16 protein-coding genes are annotated in these 22,515 nt (G+C 72.8%); 10 read left to right on the forward strand and 6 right to left on the reverse strand.

What is annotated here, in order from left to right; translation table 11 throughout:
* Positions 1-31 precede the first annotated feature (31 nt).
* The gene (locus ACZ6QQ_RS06825) at positions 32-286 is read right to left on the reverse strand and encodes a hypothetical protein (RefSeq protein WP_465874875.1); all 255 of its coding nucleotides are present in this window, start codon (positions 284-286) and stop codon (positions 32-34) included.
* Between the two features lie 224 nt (positions 287-510).
* Here ACZ6QQ_RS06825 and dxs point away from each other — a divergent pair, with 224 nt between their 5' ends.
* Positions 511-2,499 carry a 1-deoxy-D-xylulose-5-phosphate synthase gene (gene dxs / locus ACZ6QQ_RS06830; protein ID WP_465874876.1) on the forward strand — a complete coding sequence of 663 codons (1,989 nt, stop codon included), beginning with the start codon at positions 511-513 and terminating at the stop codon, positions 2,497-2,499.
* 96 nt (positions 2,500-2,595) lie between these two features.
* On the opposite strand, the gene ACZ6QQ_RS06835 is transcribed toward dxs, so the two are convergent.
* On the reverse strand, positions 2,596-3,786 hold the full coding sequence (locus ACZ6QQ_RS06835; RefSeq protein ID WP_465874877.1) for a hypothetical protein: 1,191 nt from the start codon (positions 3,784-3,786) through the stop codon (positions 2,596-2,598).
* A gap of 260 nt (positions 3,787-4,046) precedes the next feature.
* On the opposite strand from ACZ6QQ_RS06835, the gene ACZ6QQ_RS06840 reads away from it, so the two are divergent.
* The gene (locus ACZ6QQ_RS06840; RefSeq protein ID WP_465875037.1) at positions 4,047-5,942 is read left to right on the forward strand and encodes a DUF6311 domain-containing protein; all 1,896 of its coding nucleotides are present in this window, start codon (positions 4,047-4,049) and stop codon (positions 5,940-5,942) included.
* 52 nt (positions 5,943-5,994) lie between these two features.
* Complete coding sequence (locus ACZ6QQ_RS06845; RefSeq protein WP_465874878.1) at positions 5,995-7,878, forward strand: DUF6311 domain-containing protein; 1,884 nt, start codon at positions 5,995-5,997, stop codon at positions 7,876-7,878.
* 70 nt (positions 7,879-7,948) lie between these two features.
* On the opposite strand, the gene ACZ6QQ_RS06850 is transcribed toward ACZ6QQ_RS06845, so the two are convergent.
* On the reverse strand, positions 7,949-9,802 hold the full coding sequence (locus ACZ6QQ_RS06850) for a hypothetical protein (RefSeq protein ID WP_465874879.1): 1,854 nt from the start codon (positions 9,800-9,802) through the stop codon (positions 7,949-7,951).
* Between the two features lie 132 nt (positions 9,803-9,934).
* On the opposite strand from ACZ6QQ_RS06850, the gene ACZ6QQ_RS06855 reads away from it, so the two are divergent.
* The 4 genes from ACZ6QQ_RS06855 to ACZ6QQ_RS06870 all read left to right on the forward strand — a co-directional run bounded on the left by ACZ6QQ_RS06855 (position 9,935) and on the right by ACZ6QQ_RS06870 (position 14,024).
* On the forward strand, positions 9,935-11,338 hold the full coding sequence (locus ACZ6QQ_RS06855) for an outer membrane protein assembly factor BamB family protein (RefSeq protein WP_465874880.1): 1,404 nt from the start codon (positions 9,935-9,937) through the stop codon (positions 11,336-11,338).
* Positions 11,339-11,478: 140 nt separating this feature from the next.
* The gene (locus ACZ6QQ_RS06860; RefSeq protein WP_465874881.1) at positions 11,479-12,165 is read left to right on the forward strand and encodes a response regulator transcription factor; all 687 of its coding nucleotides are present in this window, start codon (positions 11,479-11,481) and stop codon (positions 12,163-12,165) included.
* Positions 12,162-13,466: a sensor histidine kinase gene (locus ACZ6QQ_RS06865; protein ID WP_465874882.1), complete on the forward strand. Its 1,305-nt coding sequence runs from the start codon at positions 12,162-12,164 to the stop codon at positions 13,464-13,466. The genes ACZ6QQ_RS06860 and ACZ6QQ_RS06865 overlap by 4 nt, the downstream gene beginning before the upstream one ends.
* 171 nt (positions 13,467-13,637) lie before the next feature.
* On the forward strand, positions 13,638-14,024 hold the full coding sequence (locus tag ACZ6QQ_RS06870) for a VOC family protein (RefSeq protein WP_465874883.1): 387 nt from the start codon (positions 13,638-13,640) through the stop codon (positions 14,022-14,024).
* Positions 14,025-14,265: 241 nt separating this feature from the next.
* On the opposite strand, the gene ACZ6QQ_RS06875 is transcribed toward ACZ6QQ_RS06870, so the two are convergent.
* A complete protein-coding gene (locus ACZ6QQ_RS06875; RefSeq protein WP_465874884.1) occupies positions 14,266-16,335 on the reverse strand; it encodes a 3-hydroxyacyl-CoA dehydrogenase NAD-binding domain-containing protein in 2,070 nt (689 codons plus the stop codon).
* Positions 16,332-17,528, reverse strand: a complete 1,197-nt coding sequence (locus tag ACZ6QQ_RS06880; RefSeq protein WP_465874885.1) for a thiolase family protein — start codon at positions 17,526-17,528, stop codon at positions 16,332-16,334. Before ACZ6QQ_RS06880 ends, ACZ6QQ_RS06875 begins: the two co-directional genes overlap by 4 nt.
* A gap of 161 nt (positions 17,529-17,689) precedes the next feature.
* Between ACZ6QQ_RS06880 and galE the strand changes: the two genes are divergently transcribed.
* Positions 17,690-18,691, forward strand: a complete 1,002-nt coding sequence (galE, locus tag ACZ6QQ_RS06885; protein ID WP_465874886.1) for a UDP-glucose 4-epimerase GalE — start codon at positions 17,690-17,692, stop codon at positions 18,689-18,691.
* 58 nt (positions 18,692-18,749) lie between these two features.
* Here the strand turns inward: galE and ACZ6QQ_RS06890 are convergent, their stop codons facing one another.
* Entirely contained in the window at positions 18,750-20,069 is a 1,320-nt protein-coding gene (locus tag ACZ6QQ_RS06890) for a ribonuclease D (RefSeq protein WP_465874887.1), read from the reverse strand.
* 220 nt (positions 20,070-20,289) lie between these two features.
* Between ACZ6QQ_RS06890 and ACZ6QQ_RS06895 the strand changes: the two genes are divergently transcribed.
* Both ACZ6QQ_RS06895 and ACZ6QQ_RS06900 read left to right on the forward strand, forming a co-directional pair.
* Positions 20,290-21,576 carry a S1C family serine protease gene (locus tag ACZ6QQ_RS06895; RefSeq protein ID WP_465874888.1) on the forward strand — a complete coding sequence of 429 codons (1,287 nt, stop codon included), beginning with the start codon at positions 20,290-20,292 and terminating at the stop codon, positions 21,574-21,576.
* Between the two features lie 49 nt (positions 21,577-21,625).
* Complete coding sequence (locus tag ACZ6QQ_RS06900; protein ID WP_465874889.1) at positions 21,626-22,429, forward strand: hypothetical protein; 804 nt, start codon at positions 21,626-21,628, stop codon at positions 22,427-22,429.
* Positions 22,430-22,515: the final 86 nt, after the last annotated feature.

The raw sequence follows: 22,515 nt of genomic DNA on the forward strand, positions 1-22,515 counted from the left end.
GTGTGGCAGCGCTGCTCGGCGGGCCGGTGGGTCAGCGGAACAGCAGGTTGTGGACCAGGGCGGCCGGGCCGCCGGTCCGTGGGGCGGCTCGCTTGTCGGACCGGGCCTGGGCCCGGTCCCTGAGCCGGATCCAGGCGATGATCAGCAGGAGCAGCGGAAGCAGCGGCAGGCCGACCAGGACGACGATGATCAGCGCGAGGAGTTGGCCGGTGGCGTACCGGCCGGACGATCGGCCGAGCCGGTCATTCGGGCCGGACCAGTGGGAGTGACGATCGGGAGGCGACATGTGTGACACCTCAGAAAGTGGTGGGTGTTACCGCCAGGTTAACGCTCTTCCTGCCGAAGTACCCGGCTGTTACTGTCCGCAGTTGCCGTCGATCCGGTGGAAGGTGTCACCTGATCGGCGTACGGGCCGGGCCGGACGGCAGCCGCGCCCGACCCCGTACGAATAACGGCGCACGATCTCGGCCCGGGCTGCGGTCGCCGCCGGGGCCGATAGACTCTGCGGTCATGAGAGTTGAAGAGGGTGCGGCCACCCCTGGCCGGCTGCTGGCTACCGTCCGCGGCCCCCAGGACGTCAAGCGGATGTCGGCCGAGGAACTCGACCTGCTCGCCGCCGAGATCAGGGACTTTCTCGTCACGAAGGTTTCCCGCACCGGCGGCCACCTCGGTCCCAACCTCGGCGTGGTCGAGCTGACGCTGGCCATGCACCGGGTCTTCGACTCACCCCGGGACCGGTTCCTGTTCGACACCGGACACCAGGCGTACGTGCACAAGATGGTGACCGGGCGGCAGGACGGCTTCGACAAGCTCCGCCAGCGCGGCGGGCTCTCCGGCTACCCGAGCCAGGCCGAGAGCGAGCACGACCTGATCGAGAACTCGCACGCCTCGACCGCACTCTCCTACGCGGACGGGCTGGCCAAGGCGTACGCCCTGCGCGGTGAGCGCCGCGACGTGGTCGCCGTGGTCGGCGACGGCGCCCTCACCGGGGGCATGTGCTGGGAGGCGCTGAACAACATCGCCGCCGCCCGCAACCCACTGGTGATCGTGGTCAACGACAACGGCCGGTCGTACGCGCCGACCATCGGTGGTCTGGCCGACCACCTCTCCACGCTGCGCCTCAACCCCGGCTACGAGCGGGTCCTCGACGTGGTCAAGGACGCCCTCGGCTCGACCCCGCTGGTCGGCCGTCCGATGTACGAGGTGCTGCACGCGGTCAAGAAGGGCATCAAGGACGCGGTCACTCCGCAGGCGATGTTCGAGGACCTCGGCATCAAGTACGTCGGCCCGGTCGACGGGCACGACGTGGCCGCGGTCGAGTCGGCGCTGCGCCGGGCCCGGGGCTTCGGTGGCCCGGTGATCGTGCACGCGGTCACCCGCAAGGGCTACGGCTACCGGCCGGCCGAAGAGGACGAGGCGGACTGCCTGCACGGCCCGAGCAGCGCCTTCGACGTGGCGACCGGCAAGCTGCTCGCCGCGCCGTCGGTGAAGTGGACCCACGTCTTCGCCGACGAGCTGGTCGCGATCGCCGACGAGCGGCCCGACGTGGTCGGCATCACCGCCGCCATGGCCGAGCCGACCGGCATCGCCTCGCTGGCCCGCAAGTACCCGGAGCGGGTCTACGACGTGGGCATCGCCGAGCAGCACGCGGCCACCTCGGCGGCCGGGCTCGCCCTCGGCGGCCTGCACCCGGTGGTGGCAGTCTACGCGACCTTCCTCAACCGCGCCTTCGACCAGGTCCTGCTCGACGTGGCGATGCACAAGCTGCCGGTCACCTTCGTACTGGACCGGGCCGGCATCACCGGCCCGGACGGGCCGAGCCACTACGGCATCTGGGACATGTCCGTCTTCGGGGTGGTCCCCGGCCTGCGGATCGCCGCCCCCCGCGACGCGGCCACCCTCCGGGCGGAACTGCGCGAGGCGGTCGCCGTCGACGACGGCCCGACCATCCTGCGCTTCCCGACCGGTTCGATCGCCAAGGACCTGCCGGCGGTCCGCCGGGTCGGCACGGTCGACGTGCTGGCCGAGTCGGCCCGCAAGGACGTGCTGCTGGTCGCCGTGGGCGCGTTCGCGCCGCTCGGGGTCGAGGTCGCGGCCCGGGTGGCCGAGCAGGGCTACGGCGTCACCGTGGTCGACCCGCGCTGGATCCGCCCGATCCCCGAGGACCTGGTCACGCTCGCCGGCTCGCACCGGCTGGTGGTCACCGTCGAGGACGGCGTACGCGCCGGTGGGGTGGGTGACGCGCTGGCCAAGGCGATGCGCGACGCCGACCTGCTGGTGCCGCTGCGCGACCTCGGTGTGCCGTCGGTCTTCCAGCCGCACGGCACCCGCGCGCAGATCCTCGCCGACCTCGGGCTGACCGCCCAGGACGTGGCCCGTGACGTCACCGGCTGGGTGTCCCGCCTGGACGCCCCGATCGAGCCGGTACGGATCCCCGCCGCGACCGGGGACCGCCCGACCACCGGGGAGCGGGCCAAGGGCCGCAACGGCCGGGCCTGACCAGCGAAAACTCCGCCGCCGGCGGGGGATGACCGGTGACGGTCCGTCCCCGCCGGCGGTTTTTCGTGCCCTGCCCGCCCGGTGGCGCCGGTGCGGCTACCGGCCGCCCATCTGGCGCTGGTAGGACTTGTCGGTGGTGTTCAGGGTGAACGTCACCCGGTCGGCCGGCTTCTCGACCACGGCCAGGCCCGGCCGGTCCACCAGCCGGGTCACCCCGGCCGGCAGGGCCAGGCTGGTCTCCGAGTTGGCCCGCCAGACCAGCACCACCAGGTCTCCGTCCGGGGTGGGCAGCTCGTACGCCTGCAACGGGTTCACCCGGTCCGCCTCGGAGACCACCGGGGCGCCCTGCGCCGGGCGCAGTACGACGGCGTTCATCATGCCCGCGTCGGTGTGCCAGGAGAGCTGGTCGAGGCGACCGGGCTTCTCCGTACCGAACCGGACCTGGCCCAGCGGCTTGGTGGCGACCCGGTCCGCCGGCCAGGAGGTCGGTACGGAGCCGAGGTGGTCCCGGTCGTGGATCCGGCGCGGGACGCTGCCGAACGGGCCCGTGGTGTCGGCCAGCACACAGGTGTCCAGCCCCTCCAGGGCGCTCACCCCGGACCCGGACTCGTCGACCACCAGCGGATAACGCGGCCCGGCGATCCCGGTGCCCAGGTCGAGCAGGCGGTCGTTCGCCCTGCCCTGCGGCAGCGACTCGGTGCTGCGCAGCCGGGCGGTGATCGGCACCGCACCGCAGCGCGGCACGGCGACCGGTGCGCTGATCCCGTCGGTCACCGGCAGCGGCTTGCCGTTCGGGCCGAGCAGCCGCTCGACCCGGGTGGAGGTCAGGTAGCGGCGGCCCTGCGGCACCACCACCGGCAGCACGTCGGAGTAGATCAGGTAGCCCGGATCGGAGTAGTCGACCGCGTTGGTGACCTCGAACTCCGCGCCCTGCCCGCTGAGCTGGAGCAACCAGGAGGCCGCGTCACCGGGCACGTCCGCGGCGACCAGGGCCAGCGGACCGCCGCCGTCGAGCTGCCCGAGCCAGAGGATCCCGGACGAGGAGATGTGCACCCGGTCGTCGACCGGGGAGCGCCAGCGCGCCACCGCCCGGGTGACGGCGGCCGTCGCTTGTGGATCGGAGACCAGCGCGCCCCGGGCCGGCCAGGTCTCCAGCGACCCGTCACGGGAGTCGGCGCCGACCCGCAGCGGGTCGGACGGCTCCACCGTGCTCGGGCCACAACCGGTGGTGACCAGCGCCAATGCCAGCACCGCAGCCAGCACACCGCCACGACGGACCGAAACCACCTGTAAGCCCCCGATCCCGTCGGCGTGCTGCGGAAGCCACATCTTACGAGATCTCGGACGGGACCCGGGCGTCACCTGGCAAAGCCGTCCCAGCTTTTGGCGGCGGACGCGTGGCGCACGGATCTCGTCGCGCAATCCCGTACGTGCCGTCCGATACGTCCGTGACGCTCCGGTAGACTCCGCCGACTGTGACGCTTGCCGAGCCACGTCTCGAAACCACACCGGATCCGGAAACTCCCGGGTCCGGCGGGCCCGCTGCCATTGATCCGACCGGTGAGCAGGGCCCGGTTTCCGTCGATGCCGGCGGCGGGCCCGCCGACGCGGACGATGGCACCGGTACGCCGAGGACACCCCCGCCCTCCGGTTCGGACCGGGGCACCGCGGACCGGTCCGGCGATCCGGGCACGCCCGTGCGTCGCTGGCCGACCCGCCGCCGCGACCTGCTGGTCTTCGGCGCGTTCCTGCTCGCCGCGTTCTGGGTGACCAGCCAGATCTGGCTCGACCCGGCCGGCCGGGTGGCGTCGCTCTACAGCAGCGACCCGGCCCAGGTGCAGTTCTTCCTGGCCCACTCCGTACGGGTGGTGTTGCACGGCGAATACCCGTTCTTCACCGACCGGTTGAACTATCCTGACGGGGTCAACCTGATGGCGAACACCGCCATCCTCGGGCTGGGCATCCCGATGATCCCGGTGACACTGCTGTTCGGGCCGGCGGTGTCCTTCGTGGTCCTGGTGACGCTCGGCCTCGCCGGCACCGCCTCGGCCTGGTACTGGGTGCTCTCGCGGCACGTGGTCAACAACCCGGTCGCGGCGATCGTCGGCGGCTGGTTCTGCGGGTTCTCCCCGGCGCTGCTCTCACACGCCAGCTGGCACCCGAACATCATCTCGCAGTTCCTGCTGCCGTTCATCGTCTGGCGGGTCATCCTGCTGACCCGGTCCACCCGGGTCGTCCGGGACGGGATCATCCTCGCGCTGCTGGTCAGCTACCAGGCGTTCATCAACGAGGAGATCCTGCTCTTCACCGCCCTGGCCTGCGGGGTCTTCCTGGCCGCCGTACTGGTCCAGCAGCCGGGTCGGTTCCGGGCGGCGTGGCGGCCGCTGGCCGGCGGCTTGGCGGTCTGCGCCGTCCTCGCGGTGGCCCTGCTCGCCTACCCGCTCTACGTCCAGTTCGCCGGGCGGCAGGCGTACCACGGGCTCAGCGACGCGGTCCGCGACTACGGCAACGACCTGGCCGCGTTCGTCAGTCCGGGCTCGCCGACCCTCGGCGGCAACGAACGGGCCAACGCCAACCTGGCCCCGAACTACTCCGAGGAGAACGCGTTCTTCGGCTGGGGCCTGGCCCTGCTCACCGTCGGCATCGTGGTCTGGCTGCGGCGCAACGTGATCGTCCGGGCGTTGGCCGCGACCGGCCTGGTCTTCGCCATCCTGTCGCTCGGCGAGCGGGTCTCCTACTGGAACCGGGACCTGTTCTGGGGGCCGTGGGAGTGGTTGGTCAAACTGCCGCTGCTGGACGCGGTGGTGCCGACCCGGTTCGGTCTGATCACCACCGTGGCGATCGGTGTGCTGCTCGCCCTGGCCGTCGACCGGGCCTGGTCCCTGGAGAGCGTCGACCGCCGGATCCGCCGGGTCGGGGTGATCACCGCGCTGACCGTGGTGCTGCTGCCGCTGATCCCGCTGCCGCTGAAGATGAGCTCCCGGCCGCCCGTACCGCAGTTCATCTCGTCCGGACACTGGCGGCAGTTCGTCGGCCCGGACCAGTCGCTGGTCCCGGTCCCGGTGCCGGCGATGGGGCACACCAACGGCATGCGGTGGTCCGCCTCGACCTCGCTCGACTTCAAGATCCCCGGCGGCTACTTCCTGGCCCCGCGTAACGGCAACACCGGTGATCCGGGCCGGTTCGGCGGGCGACCGAGCGGGATCAGCGAACTGCTGGACCAGGTCTCCAGCACCGGCCGGGTGCTCACCCTGACCGACCGGGAGCGTCGCCGCTCCATGGACGAGCTGCGGCACTGGCAGGCGGCGATCCTGGTGCTGCCGGTCCGGGAGCACAACGCGGAGCCGCTGCGCCGGACCGTGGAGCAGATCGTCGGCCCCGGCCGGCGGGTGGACGACGTCTGGTTGTGGGACATCCGTACCCTGACCGCCCCGGCCAGCTGATGCGGCGGACCGGAGCCGGCGGGGCCGGCGGCGGAACACCGGTCCCGGTCGGATGAGTCCGACCGGGGGAGCGGAACCGGCCCGGACCGCGGTGGTCACCGCGGGCGCCGACACCTCTCCCGGTACGCCGATCGGCGACCCCCCACCGGCCGGTGGGATCCCGGCCGGTGGCCGGCGTACGGGTGCCCGGATCACCGCCGCGTGGCGGGGCCGCCGGTGGCCGGTCGACCTGGCGGTGGTGGTCGGCTACCTGCTGGCCGCCGGTTACGTCACCAGCCGGCTGTGGCTGCACCCGGACCACAGCACCCGGGCCGGCAACGACCAGATGCTCTTCGAGTGGATGCTCGCCCGCGCCGCACACGCGGTGACCCACCTGGAGAACCCGCTCTACAGCACCGCGCTCAACGCACCGTCCGGGGTCAACCTGATGGCCAACACCTCGGTGCTCGGCCTCGGTGTGCCGCTCACCCCGGTCACCCTGCTGCTCGGTTCGCACACCGCGTTCCTGCTGGCCGTCCTCGGTTCGCTCGCCGGCACCGCCGCCGCCTGGTACTTCTTCCTCTCCCGCCGGCTGGTCCGGTCCCGGTTCGCCGCCTGCGTCGGCGGGCTGCTCTGCGGCTTCGCGCCGGGCATGATCTCCCAGGCCACCGGCCACCTGCACATGATCTCGCAGTTCCTGCTGCCGGCGATCCTCGCGCTGGTGTTCGCCCCGACGACCGACCGGGTGCTCCGGCGCGGCCTGCTGCTCGGGCTGCTCGTCACCTACCAGGTGTTCCTCGGCGAGGAGGTGCTCGTCTTCCTGGTACTGGCCTGCGGCCTGTTCACGGTCGGCTACGCCGTGGCGAGCCCGGCCGCCGTACGCCGGCTCGGCCGGGCCTTCCTCGGCCGGCTCGGGATCGGCGCGCTGGTCGCGGTGGTGCTGCTGGCGTACCCGCTCTGGTTCCAGTTCTTCGGTCCGGGGCACTACCACGGCCTGCCCTTCGACCCCGGCGCGTACGCCCTCGACGTCCTGTCGTTCACCTCGTCCGCCCGCCAGTCGCTGACCGGGCACGACTCGGTGCCGGGGCTGCTGTCACCGAACCCGACCGAGGAGAACTCCTTCTTCGGGCTGCCGCTGCTCGTGCTCACCGCCGTGGTGGTGGTCTGGCTCTGGCGCCGGCCGCTGGTGAAGGCGCTGGCCGTCGGGATGGTCGTCTTCGCCGCGCTGTCGCTCGGCGAAGAGATCCGGCTGGACGGTCGGCTGACCGGGCTGGCCGGACCGTACCGGCTCGTCGCCGACCTGCCGTTGCTCGACCTGGCGGTGCCGGCCCGGTTCCCGCTGGTCAGCCTGCCGATGCTGGCGGTCCTGCTGGCGCTCGCCACCGACGAGGTGTTCCGGCGGGGCCCGGCGGCCCGGACCGGCGGGTTGCCGGTCCGGCTGATCTGGGTCGGGGCGCTGGTCGCGGTCGGGCTGCCGGTGGCGCCGCTGCCGCTGCGTACCGTGCCGGCCTGGCCGGTGCCGGAGTTCGTGGCCACCGGCGAGTGGCGCTCCTACGTGCCGCCGGGGCGGACCCTGGTGCCGGTGCCGCCGACCCGGGGTGCCGAGGCGACCGCCGGCATGTACTGGTCGGCCCGGACCGGGTTGGCCTTCACCGCGCCGGGCGGCTACTTCATCGGCCCGACCTCCCCGGACGACCGGCAGGCCCGGTGGGGGGCACCGGACCGGCCGACCGCCGTCCTGCTGGACGCGGTGGCGTTCACCGGGCAGGTGCCGCCGATCGGCGACGAGCAGCGGCGGCAGGCGATCGAGGACCTGCGGCACTGGCGGGCCGCGGTGGTGGTGCAGGGCGGCCTGCACCGGGGCGGCCCGGTCAAGGAGACCGTCGACCTGCTGCTCGGGCCGGGACGGATGATTTCCGGGGCCTGGGTCTGGGACGTCCGCGACCGGGTCCCGTAGCCGTCCCCCCGTGGACAGGGAAGGGCCCGTTCCCGTACGAGAGGTGACGGGAACGGGCCCTGCTTCAGGCTCAGCCGACCCGGTCGCGTACGTCCCAGAGCCAGACGTCGTCGACCCGCTGCGGTTCCCCGATCAGCGCGGTCATCAGGGCGCGCAGTTGCCCGGCCCGTGGGTGGTTGCCGAGCACCACCACCGAGGCCCGCCAGAACCGCAGGTCGTCGAGGGCCTGGGCGCGCTGCTCCGGGGTGATGGCGGGAACCTCGCCGGTGTCGATCGTGACGTACATCAGCATGGCGGTCGGGCGGGTCGAGGCGCCGAACACGCCGTTGCCCTCGGCGTCCGGGCCGATGAAGTAGCCGCCGGGCACCGGGAACTCGTGCTCGGTCAGCGCGCTCCAGCGCAGCGTCGACAGGCCGTGCACGTTGCTCGGCACCGGCACCGGGACGAGGGTGCGCCCGGCCGGCACGTAGGGGCGCCACTCGTCGCCGGTGATGAACCTCGGCGGCGGGTCGACGTGCATCGCCGGCAGCGGCTTGGGCACCAGCGGCAACAGGGCGAGCGCGATCGCCGCGTACGCCAGGATCCTGACCCTGCGTCGGTGCGGCCCGTCGCCGGCGGCGGTCGTCGCGACCGTCTCCCAGGCCAACGCGATCAGCACGCCGACAACGGCGGCGACGACCAGGCTCAGCCGGGTCGGCATCATCATCTCGACCAGCGGCAGGTCGTCCGGTATGTAGCTCCACGGGCCCCTGACCTCGGTCTCGACCCCGCCGAGGCGGACGAACGGCCCGATCGAGGCGACGCCGAAGACCAGGGCGAGTACGGCGGCCGTCCGGGCCACCAGCGAGGTACGCCAGAGCAGCACGATCACCAGCAGGGCGAGGCCGACCAGGGGCCAGCCGAACCAGGTGTTCTGCTCGGTCATGCCGATGGTCTTCTCCACCGCCTCGGAGCCGGCGATGGTGTCCCGGGAGTAGGTGACGAACGCCGACAGGTCCTCGCCCCAGCTGTGGAACACCCCGCCCTGCAAGCCCCGGTAGGACTGGGGGCCGTTGAACTGGTACCAGATCGGGTAGCCGGCGAGCAGCAGGGCGAGCCCGCCGCCGACGCCGATCGAGAGCAGGAACGGCACCGCCTGGGCGCGGGTCGCCGACCACCGCTGGACCGCGTACGCGGCCACGACCACGATCATGGCGAGCGCGGTGAGCAGCAGCATCTCCTCGTTGATGAAGATCTGGTACGCCACCAGCAGGCCCAGTACGAGCCCGTTGCGCAGCCAGCGGCCGGGTTCGCCGAGACGCAGCACCCGGACCACGATCAGCGGGAGCAGGAAGTTCGAGACGAAGTTCGGTTGGCCGTTGGCGTGGTGCACGATGCCCGGTGCGAAGCCGAGGAACGCGCCACCGGCGAACGCCGCCCCGCGCGAGCTGACCAGGTACCGGGAGAGCATCCAGTACGAGGTGGCGGCGGTCGCCGCGAGCGCCCCGCCGAGGTAGATCGCGTACGTGACCTGGGGCCCGAGGAGCATGGTCAACGGCGCCAGTGGCAGGCTGATGCCGAGCACGGAGGTGTTCGCCATCATGTTGACCCCGGCCGGGGCGTTCTGCCGGGCCGAGAAGAGCGGGTTCTCCCAGTGTCGGACCGAGTAGGCGCCGTGTGAGAGCAGCCACTCGAACCAGCTGTGGTCGGTCGGCAGGTGCGACGACACCCGGTGCTGGATGTCCACCCAGTAGTTGGCGCAGACGATGATGCCGAGCAGCACGTACGCGCCGATGGCGAGCAGGTCGGCGCGGGCCGGCTTCCGGTACGGTCGGCGTACGCGCGGTGGGTCGGATGCCGCCGGTGCAGGGGCGGTGTCCGTGCCGGTGCGTACCTTCGACGCGGAATCCGTGTCCGAATTGTTATTTACTACCGGGATTGCCACGACGCGACATCGTACAGGCGGGGACCGGAGCGATCCGGACCAGCCGGTTGAGAATGGACTCGCGGCGCTCGGTGCCGGTGACCGGTACAACCGCGCGGACGGCAGCACGAGGTGCGGACGAGAGGGTGGCGGGTGATCGAGATCGAGCTGGGTGACCGGCTCACCCCACCGCCGGTGCAGGAGCGGCCGCTCGCCCGTACCTGGCTCGCCGCCCGCTGGGTGCGGATCGCCGCCGTACTGGCGGTGCTGCTCGCCACCATGACCGCGGCCGGGACCGGTCCGGCCCGACTGTCGGCGGCGACCATCCCGGCCCGGCTCGGCGCGTCGGTGGTGACCGGCACCGACCGGATCTTCGTGATCGACCCGGTCGACCCGACCAGCGAGCCCCGACAGCAGGTCAGCGCCTACCGGCTGCCCGACGGCGCGCCGCTGTGGCAGGTCCGGATGCCGGTGCCCGGACCGCTCGGCGGGCACACCCTGATCGGGCACACGCTCGTGCTGACCTCCGACTGGGGCTCACTGGCGCCCCGGACCACGGTCGGGGTCGACACCATCACCGGAACCGTCTCCTGGCACCGTACGGCCAGCTACGAGACCGCGACCGCCGGCGGCGACGTCCTGCTCTGGGTGCAGGACGACGACACCCGGCCCGGCTGGGACGACTCCCCGAACGGCTGGGGGGTGCACTCCGCCGGCACCCTGGAGGCGCTCGCCCCGGACACCGGCGCGGTGCGCTGGTCGCTCGCCCTGCCGGCCGGTGCCGTACGCGGCTACGCCGCCGCCGAATCCGCCGACCCCGGACCCGAGGGGCCGCTGCCGGAGGCGGTGGTGACCCGTGGACCGACCGGCCGGATCGAGGTACGCGACCTCGGCTCCGGTGCGGTGGTCCGGTCCGCCGACCTGCCCCGCCCACCGACGCTCGGCAGCGGGCAGTGGCCGCCCCAGGTCGTCGGTGACCTGCTGCTGGTCCCCGACGGGGCACAGAGCCTCACCGCGTACGGGTTGGACACCTTCGACCGGCGCTGGACGGTCGACTGGGACGTCGACCGGGAACCCTGGCCGCAGCCGTGCGGCCGGCTGCTCTGCACGTTCCGCCCGCAGGGCGGGGTACGCGTGCTGGACCGGGACACCGGGGCGATCCGCTGGAGCGATCCCCGGTGGGGCACCCTGCTGCCGGTCGGGCCGTACCTGCTCGGCAGCAACGAGCCCCGGCCGATGCTGGCCGCCGGGCTGAGCGTGCTCGACCCGAGCACCGGGCGGGTGCTCGGCGAACTCGGTTCCTGGCAGGTGCTCGGCCGCTCCCCGGACGACGCCACCCGGCCCGCTGACGGTCAGCCGGCCGGCGGCACCCGGCTGACCGGCGTACGGATCAGTTCCGACGGCCGGGCCTGGGTCGCCGACCTCGACCCGGCGTCGGGCACGGCCCGGCCGCTGGCGGTGCTCCGCGACGTGTCGGGCGACTGCCAGGCCACCGACGGCCTGCTGGTCTGCCGCCGGCTCACCGGCGCGATCGGCGTCTGGCGCCTGCCGGCCTGACCCGTCACCCGCCACCGGCCCGCGACCGGGCCACCCGTCACCCCCACCCGCCCGGCCCGGGCCGGGCTGAGCTGGGGTTTGGTCGGCGCGGCTAGGTTGTTTCCAGACGGCGGGAACGCCTCGACGGTCGGGAGGTCACGGTGCGGGTACTGGTGGTGGAGGACGAGCGGAATCTGGCCGACGCGATCGTGCGTGGACTGCGCCGGCAGGGCATGGCGGTCGACGTGGCCTACGACGGCACCGTCGGGCACGAGATGGCCATGGTGACCCGGTACGACGTCGTCGTCCTCGACCGGGACCTGCCCGGCGTGCACGGTGACCAGATCTGCGCCGACCTGGTCGACTCGGGCGCACTGACCAGGGTGCTCATGCTCACCGCCAGCGGCACGGTCGCCGACCGGGTGGAGGGGCTGCAACTCGGCGCCGACGACTACCTGCCCAAGCCGTTCGCCTTCGACGAACTCGTCGCCCGGGTGCAGGCGCTCGGCCGGCGGGCCACCCCGGCGGCGCCCCCGGTGCTCACCGTCGCGGACCTGGTGGTCGACCCGGCCCGCCGGGTGGCCACCCGCGCGGGTGCCCCGGTCGACCTGACCCGCAAGGAGTTCGGCGTGCTGGAGGAGTTGCTCAAGGCCCGGGGCGCGGTGGTGTCGAGCGAGGAGCTGCTGGAACGGGTCTGGGACGCCAACACCGACCCGTTCACCACCACCGTCCGGGTCACCGTGATGACCCTGCGAAAGAAGCTCGGTGATCCGCCGTTGATCGAAACCGTGGTCGGCGCCGGTTACCGGGTGCCGGAGCGATACCTGCCCGAGCAGGTCGGCGCATGACCGTCTACCTGACCCGCCGACGGGCCCGGCTGCGACCCACGCTGCGACTGCGGCTGACCCTGCTCAACGGGGTGCTGCTGATCGGCGCCGGGGCGATCCTGCTGCTGCTCGCCTGGCTGCTGGTCAGCGCCGCGCTCCGCCCCGCCGACGACCTGCGCCCCGGCACCACCGTCGTGCTCGCCGACAACACCCAGATGGACGCCCAACGATGGCAGCAGGAGGTGGCCTCCGACGCCACCCGGCAACTGCTGGCCAAGGGGCTGGTCGCGCTGCTGGCGATCAGCGTGGTCGGGGTGGCCGGCGCGTACGCGGTCGCCGGTCGGGCGCTGCGCCCGCTGCACCAGGTCACCTCCACCGCCCGCCGGCTCGGCGAGGCCACCCTCGACCAGCGGATCCGTTACTCCGGGGCGGACGACGAGGTGGCCGAGCTGGCCGGGACCTTCGACGCGATGCTGGACCGGATCGGGGGCGCGTTCGAGGCACAGAAACGCTTCGTGGCGAACGCCTCGCACGAGCTGCGTACGCCGCTGGCGGTGATGCGTACCGAGATCGACGTGACGATGGCCGACCCGGACGCGGACGTGGCCGAGTACCGCCGGATGGCGACCGTGGTCCGGGACGCCTCCGAACGGGCGAACGGGCTGGTCGACTCGCTGCTGGTGCTGGCCCGCAGCGAGGCCCAGTCGGGGCGCCGGCTCAGTCGCAAGGCCCCCACCGACCTGGCCGACGGGGCCGCCGCCGCACTGTCGGCGATGAGCGCCGAGACGAAGCGGCTCGGGCTGGAGGTGAGCGCGTCGCTCGCCCCGGCACCGGTGGTCGGCGACCCGAGCCTGCTGGAGCGGCTGGCCGGGAACCTGATCGAGAACGCGGTGCGGTACAACCACCTGCACGGCCGGCTCTGGGTGCGTACCAGCTCGGATGCGGCCCAGGTCCGGTTGGTGGTCGGCAACACCGGCTTCGAGGTCGACCAGGCCGACGTACCGGGGCTGTTCGAGGCGTTCCGGCGCGGCGGCCGGGAACGGACCGGGGCGCGCGGCTCCGGTCTCGGACTCTCGATCGTCTCCGCGGTCTGCGACGCGCACGGCGGCGTGGTGAGCGCGGTCGCCCAGCCCGGCGGCGGGCTGGAGGTGACCGTGACGCTGCCGGCCGCCGAGGCGACCCCGGTGGTGGCGGCCTCGGCCGTGGTGGTGCCCGCCCCGGTGACGGTCCCGGCCGAGACCCCGGCGGTCACCCCGTCGGCACCGGCACCGGGCGTGACGGACGGCGGACCGGCGGACGTCTCCACCCCGCCGGTCCGGTAGCCCGCAACCCCCTTGCCCCGGCGCGTCACCGTGTGGAAGGCTCGTGCCCGGTCAGCCAGTGGTGGGAGGAGGTGCGGTCGATGAGCAACCCGAATCTTCCCGCGCCCCGTCCCGGTTCCCGCTGACCCCTTCCGCACGCGGGGCGCCCCCAGCTGTCCCGGAGGACACACAGTGAGTTCCCGCATCAGGCACATCACCGTCGACTGCGCCGACACCTACACCCTGGCCGGCTTCTGGGCCGAGGTGCTCGGCTACCCGCGCGGCGCCGACGACCACCCCGGCGACGCGGAGGCGATCGCCCAGGCACCGGACGGGGCCGGCCCGAGTCTGCTCTTCATCCGGGTGCCCGAGGGCAAGACGGTCAAGAACCGGCTCCACCTCGACATCCAACCGAGCGAGCGCAGCCGGGACGAGGAGGTCCTCCGGCTGATCGCGCTCGGCGCCACCCAGGTCGCCGACCACCGCCGGCCGGACGGCACCGGCTGGGTGACGCTCGCCGACCCGGAGGGCAACGAGTTCTGCGTCGAACGCAGCGCCGCCGAACGCAACGCCGGCTAGCACCTGCCTGCCGGGCCCGCTCCGGACGTGACCGACGCCCGAAGCGGGCCCGCTGGCCCCACCGTCACGGAAACACCATCGCCGAGCCGCCCCCCCCGCCCCCCCGCCCCCTCTCGTCTCGCCCGCGATCTAGGCCAAATACGTGCTAGTGGATCTCCAATCACCACCATTTGCCCTAGATCGCGTGCGGTGCGGGGCGGGGGGCGGGGGGGGCGGGGGGCGGGGGGTGTGCGGGTCGGGCTCAGGCCGGTAGACCGGCTGCGCCGTACGGGAGGAAGCGCTGGCCGGTGACCCGCTCGGAGGTGCCGGTCCGGTCCAGGTACGGCGTGATGCCGCCCAGGTGGAACGGCCAGCCCGCGCCCAGGATCAGGCACAGGTCGATGTCCGGCGCGGCGGCGACCACACCCTCGTCCAGCATCAGCCGGATCTCCCCGGCGAGTGCGTCCAGTGCGCGCTGGCGTACCTGTTCGGCGTCGAGCGGCTGGTCGCCGACCTGGAGCAGGGCCGCGACCTCGGGGTCGATCTCGTCGTCGACCAGCAGCGGCCGGCCGGCGTCGGCGAGCCGCTTCAGGTTCTCGCTCAACCCGAACCGGTCCGGGAACGCGGCGTGCAGCGTCGCCCCGGTGTGGTACGCCACCGCCGGCCCGACCAGTTGCAGCAGCGCCAGCGGACGCATCGGCAGCCCGAGCGGGTCCAGCGCGGTGTTCGCCACGTCGAGCGGGGTGCCCGCGTCGACCGCCGCGAAGATCTCCCCGAGGAAGCGGGTGAGCAGCCGGTTGACCACGAACGCCGGTGCGTCCGAGACCAGTACGCAGGACTTGCGCAGCTCCTTGCCGACCGCGAACGCGGTGGCCAGGGTGGCGTCGTCGGTCCGCTCGCCCCGGATGATCTCCAGCAGGGGGAGGACCGCGACCGGGTTGAAGAAGTGGAAGCCGACCACCCGCTCCGGGTGCTCCAGGTCGGCGGCCATCGCCCCGATCGACAGCGACGAGGTGTTCGTGGCGAGCACCGCCTCCGGCGAGACGATCTTCTCCAACTCGGCCCAGACCTGCTTCTTCACCCCGAGATCCTCGAACACCGCCTCGATCACGAAGTCGGCGTCGGCGAAGACGGACTTGTCGACCGAGCCGGTCACCAGGCCGCGCAGCTTGGCGGCCGTACCGGCGTCCAGCCGGCCCTTGCCGAGCAGCTTCTCGACCTCGCCGTGGACGTAGGCCACGCCCTTGTCGACCCGGTTCTGGTCGAGGTCGGTGAGCACCACCGGCACCTGCAACCGGCGGGCGAACAGCAGCGCGAGCTGCGAGGCCATCAGGCCGGCGCCGACGATGCCGACCTTGGTCACCGGGCGGGCCAGCGTCGCCGGGGGAGCGCCGACCGGTTTGCGGGCCCGGCGCTGGACCAGGTCGAAGGCGTACAGGCCGCTGCGCAGTTCCTCGCTGAGGACCAGGTCGGCCAAGGCCTCGTCCTCGGCGGCCGTACCGGCCTCGAACGGTGCGTCCCGGGCCAGGCCGAGCAGTTCCAACGCCCGGTACGCGGCCGGCACCGCCCCGTGCAGCCGCTCGTCGAGCGTCTGCCTGGCGAAGAACATCACCCCGTCCCACATCTCCCGGTCGACCTCGGGCCGGGTCACCGTGACCGTGCCGGAGACCACCCCGGCCGCCCACTCCAGCGACCGTTCCAGGAAGTCGGCCGGTTCGAGCAGTACGTCGGCGATGCCCATCTCGGCCGCCTGCTTCGGCTTGAGCATCCGGTTCTGCGTCAGCGGGTTCTGGATGACCACCTGGGTGGCCATCGGGATGCCGATCAGGTTCGGCAGCAACTGGGTGCCGCCCCAGCCGGGGACCAGGCCCAGCGACACCTCGGGCAGGGCCAGTGCCGCCGCGCCGCCGGAGAGCGTCCGGTAGTGACAGTGCAGGGCCAACTCCAGGCCGCCGCCCATCGCCGCGCCGTTGACGAAGGCGAACGTCGGCACGGTGCTGTCGCGCAGCCGGGCGAAGACCCGGTGACCGAGCCGGCCGATGGCGAGCGCCTGGTCCCGGTCGGTGACCAGCGGGATGCCGGTCACGTCGGCGCCGACACAGAAGATGTACGGCTTGCCGGTCACCGCGACCAGTGCCGGCTCGGCGGCCAGCGCGGCGGTGATCGCCTCGTCCAGGCTGGCCAGTCCGGCCGGCCCGAGGGTGTTCGGCTTCTTGTGGTCGAGCCCGTTGTCCAGGGTGATCAGGGCGGCGGGCCGGTCCAGCCCCGGTACGGCGACCAGCCGCAGCAGCGCCCTGGTGACGACCTCGTTCGGGTTCTGCAACTGACTCATGCGGCTGCCCCGTTCCAGTTCGGGTTCTCCCAGATGACCGTGCCGCCCATGCCGATGCCGATGCACATGGCGGTGATGCCGTACCGGACCTCGGGCTGTTCGGCGAACTGCCGGGAGAGCTGAGTCATCAGCCGTACGCCGGAGGAGGCGAGCGGGTGGCCGATGGCGATCGCCCCGCCCCACTGGTTGACCCGGGGGTCGTCGTCGCCGATGCCGAAGTGGTCCAGGAAGGTGAGCACCTGGACCGCGAACGCCTCGTTCAGCTCGAACAGGCCGATGTCGTCGATGCTCAGCCCGGCGATCCGCAGCGCCTTTTCGGTGGAGGGGATCGGGCCGATCCCCATCACCTCCGGCTCGACCCCGACGAAGCCGTACGACACCAGGCGCATGCCGATCGGCAGGCCGAGTTCGTGGGCCACCTCCTCGGCGGCGAGCAGGCTGGCGGTGGCGCCGTCGTTGAGGCCGGCGGCGTTGCCGGCGGTGACCTTGCCGTGCGGCCGGAACGGGGTCTTCAGCCCGGCGAGCTTCTCCATCGAGGTGTCGCGGGGTGCCTCGTCCACGGTCGCCAGGGCCCAGCCGGTCTCGGGGTCGCGGATCGCGACGGTCACCAGGTCGTCCTGGAGCTTGCCGTTGGCGTACGCCTTGGCGGTCTTCTGCTGGGAGGCGAGCGCGAAGGCGTCCGCGCGCTCCTTGGTGATGTGCGGGACCCGGTCGTGCAGGTTCTCCGCGGTGGAGCCCATCACCAGGGCGGACGGGTCGACCAGCTTCTCGGCCAGGATGCGCGGGTTGGGGTCGACGCCCTCGCCCATCGGGTGCCGTCCCATGTGCTCGACACCGCCGGCGATGGCCACGTCGTAGGCGCCCATGGCGATGCCGCCGGCGACCGTGGTGACGGCGGTCATCGCCCCGGCGCACATCCGGTCGATGGCGTAGCCGGGCACGGTCTTGGGCAGGCCGGACAGGAGCGCGGCGGTACGGCCGATGGTCAGGCCCTGGTCGCCGATCTGGGTGGTGGCGGCGATGGCCACCTCGTCGACCCGCTCCGGCGGCAGTTGCGGGTTGCGGCGCAGCAGCTCGCGGATGCAACGGATGACCAGGTCGTCGGCGCGGGTGTTGGCGTACATCCCACCCGCCTTGCCGAACGGTGTGCGGACGCCGTCGACGAAAACGACATCCCGGACTTCACGGGGCACTGGAGCCTCCTTGGCGGCGGGGCGTGTACCTCGGATGCTACTTGCCGGTAACTAAAGCTGTCAGTGCGCCACTTGTGGTCCGGGCCACACCTCGTCCGTCCGGCCCCCGAGCCCGGTCCGGTAGGTTGATCGCAGACTGGACGGGCGACACGGAGGCGGCGTTGAAGGTACTGGTAGCGGGTGGTGCGGGATTCATCGGCAGCACGGTGGTGTCGGCCTGCCTGGACGACGGCATCGTCCCGGTGATCCTGGACAACCTCAACACCGGCCGGCGGGAGTTCACCCGCGACCGGATCTTCTACCAGGGCGACATCGCCGACGGGGCGCTGATCGACCGGATCTTCGCCGAGCACCCGGACATCGACGCCGTGGTGCACGCCGCCGCGCTGATCGTGGTGCCGGAGTCGGTCGCCCAGCCGCTGCGCTACTACCGGGAGAACGTCAGCAAGTCCGTCGACTTCCTCGACCACCTGCTGCGCAACGGCTGCCAGCGGATCCTGTTCAGCTCCTCGGCCGCGATCTACCGCCCCGGCGAGGACTTCTCCGTCGACGAGGACTCACCGCTCGAACCGACCAGCCCGTACGCGCGGACCAAGGCGATGCTGGAGACGATCCTCGCCGACACCGCCGCCGTCACCGGACTGCGGGCGCTCTCGCTGCGCTACTTCAACCCGATCGGCGCCGACCCGACGATGCGTACGGGCCTGCAACTGCGCCGGCCCAGCCACGCGCTCGGAATGATGATCAGCGCGCTGGAGAGCGACAACGAGTTCCTGATCACCGGCGTCGACTGGCCCACCCGCGACGGCTCCGGCATCCGGGACTACATCCACGTCTGGGACCTGGCCCGGGCGCACGTGCAGGCGCTGCGCCGGTTCGACGACATCCTGCCGGTCGGCGCCGCCCGCACGGCCGAGGTGATCAACCTCGGCACCGGCAACGGCACCACGGTCAAGGAGTTCGTCGCCGCCTTCAACGCGGTCAGCGACCGCCCCCTGCGGGCACGCGAAACCGGCCCCCGGCCGGGTGACTCGGCCGGCTCCTACACCCGTACGGCGCGGGCCCGGCAGCTGCTCGACTGGAAGCCGGAGCTGACCCTGGAGGACGGCATCCGGCACTCGTTGCAGTGGGCCGCCCGCCGCGACGACGTACTCGGCGACTGATTCACGCGGCAGCTGGGTGCCGCCACCGCCCCGTCGTACGTGGGGCGGTGGCGGTGCGTCAGGCCGGCTCGGGCAGGGCCCGGGTCAGTTCTCCGCCGATCAGGTTGACCTGCCAGTTCCGGGCGCCGTAGCCGCGCAGCGTCTCGACCACCGTCGCCTCGCTGATCTCGTCGGGCGGCGTCCAGGCCAGCCGGCGGACCGAGTCGGGCGTGATCAGGTTCTCCGGCGGCAGGGTGTGCCCGGCCGCGATCCGGGTCACCACCTCCCGGCAGCGGGCCAGCCGGGCCGCCGCCGTCGGATCCCGCTCGGCCCACCGGTGCGGTGGCGGCGGGCCGTCCACCGGTGCGCTGACCGGCAGCGCGTCGTCGGGCAGCGCCCGCGCCTCGGCCAGCGCTTCGAGCCAGGTCCGGGCGAGCCGGCGGACCGAACGGCCGCCGAACCCGGGCAGCATCAGCAGGGTCCGCTCGTCCTTCGGATCCATCTCGGCCGCGGCGATGATCGCGGCGTCGGGCAGGACCCGCCCCGGCGCCGAGTCGCGTCGGGACGCGATCGCGTCCCGGGCGTACCACATCGAGCGGACCCGGGCCTGGGCGCGCGCGCCCCGGACCCGGTGGATACCGGACGTACGGCGCCACGGGTCGGGCCGCTGGCGCAGCGGTTGCGCACCCCAGAGCACCAGCGCGGCGAACTCCTCCGCCGCCCAGTCCTGCTTGCCCTGCCGCTCCAGTTCGAGGGCGAGGGCGTCGCGCAGGTCGGTGAGGAGTTCCACGTCCAACGCGGCGTAGGTCAACCAGGAGTCCGGCAGCGGCCGGGTCGACCAGTCGGCGGCCGAATGGTGTTTCTCCAGGGTGTAGCCGAGCAACTGTTCGGTCAGCGCGGCCAGTCCGACCCGTTCGAAACCGGCCAGCCGGGCGGCCAACTCGGTGTCGAACAGCCGGCGCGGCCGCAGTCCCAGATCGGCCAGGCAGGGCAGGTCCTGACTGGCGGCGTGCAGCACCCACTCGGTGTCGGCGAGAGCCTCGTCGAGGGTGTGCAGGTCGCCGAGGGGCAGCGGGTCGATCAGCACGGTGCCAGCGCCTTCCCGGCGCAACTGCACCAGGTAGGCGCGCTGGCTGTAGCGGTAGCCGGAGGCGCGCTCGGCGTCGACGGCAACCGGGCCGGTGCCGGCGGCGAAGCGGGCGACGACATCGGCGAGGGTGGCAGGGGTTGCCACCGGCTCCGGTGTGCCGTCGCGGGGGGCGAGGAGCGGAACGGGCCCGCCAGGCGTTGGGTCGGGCCCCACGGTCTCGGGTTCCGGCGCGGACGCCGGCAGGCTGTGCGGCTCGTCCCCTGCTTGGCTTTGCGCGGCCCGACGGCGCAGGGGTGGTTCGTCGGTCACCTGACAACCCTAGTGGTCACTCGCATCCGCCATATGCAGCCGGGCCGGCGCGGCGCTTTGTCCGGCCGTGTGGTGCGTACATTTGTCGGATTGGACGAGTCGGACATCGGGGAAGACAAAGCTCAGCACGGCCGGTACGGTCCCTCCTTGCCGCAGATTCCCGGGCTGGACGCCCGACGGTACGACTGTGGCACGAACGTCTACGGGAGGACGTCGATTCATGACCTCTGGCTATGACCCGCACTCCGCGCCCGGTCACGAGCCGACTCCCGGCGCACCGGTGCCGGGTCAGCGGCAGCCGAGCGACGAGCTGCCCGACCCGACGGCGGGCGGCGCGGGACGGCAGTGGTCCGGCGTACCGGGCTCGCCGCAGGTGGAGCCGCCGGTCGCGACCAGGCCGGGCCCGCTGCCGCCGAGGCTGGAGCCGCCCCGCCCCGATCCCGCCCCGATCCCGGCCCCGGGTCCCGGCTACGACCCGGCACCGGCCCCCGGCCACCCACCGACCCCGGTGCCCGGCTACCCGCCCGTACCGGTTTCGGGCTATCCGCCAGCCCAGGTTTCCGGCTACCCGGCCGCCCCGGTTTCCGGCTATCCGCCAGCCCCGGTTTCGGGCTATCCGCCGGCCTCCTCACCGCCGAGTTACGCACCGGCGTCGGGTGCCGGTTACGGGCCGCCCGGTCACCCCTCCGTCCCGCCCCCGGCCGGACCACCGGCGCCACCGGTCCGGCGCCGGCTGGCCTGGCCCGGTGTGACCGCGCTGCTGCTGGTACTCGCGCTGGCCGGGGCGGTCGGGTTCCAGGCGTACCAGATCGACCGGCTCACCGGGCGGCTCGCCGAAACCGACCGGCGGTTGGCCGACGCGCAACGGGCCGACGGCGCCCGGCTGGACGGCGTCGAGGGCCGGGCCCGGGACCTGGAGGACCAGGCGGGCCAGGTCTTCAACCCCGAGGCCATCTCCAGTGCGGTGCTGCCCAGCGTGTTCCGGGTCCGGGCCGGGCAGTTCACCGGCACCGCGTTCGCCGTCGGCAAGCCGACCGCCAACGGCGGCACGAACCTGTTCACCAACTTCCACGTGGTCGAGCAACTCTGGGACGGCGGCGGCCGGCAGGTCTTCCTGGAGCGTACGGACCAGCGCTTCCCGGCCACCATCGTCAAGGTCGACAAGGCCAACGACGTCGCGCAGCTCACCACGGACGGCACCTTCACCGGCCTGGTCGCCGCGCCCGAGGTGGTGAAGTCCGGCCAGCAGATCGTGGTGGTGGGCGCTCCGCTCGGGCTGGAGGACAGCGTGACCACCGGCGTGGTCAGCGCCTTCCGCGACAACGAGGATGGCCCCGGCAAGGTGATCCAGTTCGACGCGCCGATCAACCCGGGCAACTCCGGTGGTCCGGTGATCAACGGGGCGAAGCAGGTTGTCGGCATCGCCACCGCCAAGGCCCGCGACGCCGAGGGAATCGGTCTTGCCGTACCCATCCGCACCGCCTGCGACGGTTTCAAGATCTGCTGATGTCGACCGGACACTCCGGCATCCGGCCACACCCACGGGAGGAAAGCCCATGTCCCAGCCCCTGAACGGTCCCGACGACGCGCCACTGGTCGATCCGACCACCCCGCTGCCGCCGGTGACCGGATCGGGCGCTGTCCCCGCCCCGGTCGGGCCGGCCGGGGCGGGTGCCCCACCGCCGGCGGTTCCCGGACCGCCCGCGCCACCGATGGCCCAGCCCGCACCCGTCGGGCCCGGCGGACCGCCGCCGTACCAGCCGCCGGTCTCCGGGGGTCCGCTGCCGTACCAGCCGCCGGTCTCTGGAGGCCCGCTGCCGTATCCGGGGGCGCCGGTCTCCGGTGGTCCGCTGCCGTATCCGGGGGCGCCGATGTCCGGTGCACCGCTCGGGCAGCCGGTCTCCGCGCCCGCCGGCTACGGCCTGCCGTACGGGGCTCCGCCGCCGGTCGCCCGTGGTAGGCGCCGCACCGTGCTGGTGCTGTCGATCGTCGTCGCGCTGCTGTTCAGCGTCGGCGCGGTGATGACCGGCCTGTTCGTGACCAAGGCCAACGAGTTGAGCCGGACCGAGCGGGAACTCGGCGGCCAGGTCGCCGACCGGGACACCCGGCTGGCGGCGAACTCGCGTGAGATCGAGCGGCTCAACCGGGGGCTGGAGGCGGCCAACGACCGGATCAAGGCGGTGGAGCAGGACCTGACCGGGACCAAGAACGACCGCGACGAGCAGGCCCGGCAGAAGGCCGTGATCGCCAGCTGCCTCGACCTGTTCGGCAAGGCGATGGCCGCGACCAGCGAGGCCGCCTTCAAGAAGGCGATCGCCGAGGCGGACAAGGTCTGCGCGGAGGCCGACGGCTACCTCTGACCGGATCCGGCGGACGGCTACCTCTGACCGGATCCGGCGGACGGCTACCTCTGACCGGATCCGGCCGGGGGTAGCCCGTGACCGGG

It is taken from the genome of Micromonospora sp. NPDC049529, from assembly GCF_055586685.1.

What these genes read in the sequence shown, in the direction of transcription:
- ACZ6QQ_RS06865 (WP_465874882.1), top strand. Translation starts at nt 12,162, where the DNA reads ATGACCGTCTACCTGACCCGCCGACGGGCCCGGCTGCGACCCACGCTG.
- dxs (WP_465874876.1), top strand. Translation starts at nt 511, where the DNA reads ATGAGAGTTGAAGAGGGTGCGGCCACCCCTGGCCGGCTGCTGGCTACC.
- ACZ6QQ_RS06875 (WP_465874884.1), bottom strand. Translation starts at nt 16,335, where the DNA reads ATGAGTCAGTTGCAGAACCCGAACGAGGTCGTCACCAGGGCGCTGCTG.
- ACZ6QQ_RS06900 (WP_465874889.1), top strand. Translation starts at nt 21,626, where the DNA reads ATGTCCCAGCCCCTGAACGGTCCCGACGACGCGCCACTGGTCGATCCG.
- ACZ6QQ_RS06825 (WP_465874875.1), bottom strand. Translation starts at nt 286, where the DNA reads ATGTCGCCTCCCGATCGTCACTCCCACTGGTCCGGCCCGAATGACCGG.
- ACZ6QQ_RS06895 (WP_465874888.1), top strand. Translation starts at nt 20,290, where the DNA reads ATGACCTCTGGCTATGACCCGCACTCCGCGCCCGGTCACGAGCCGACT.
- ACZ6QQ_RS06845 (WP_465874878.1), top strand. Translation starts at nt 5,995, where the DNA reads ATGAGTCCGACCGGGGGAGCGGAACCGGCCCGGACCGCGGTGGTCACC.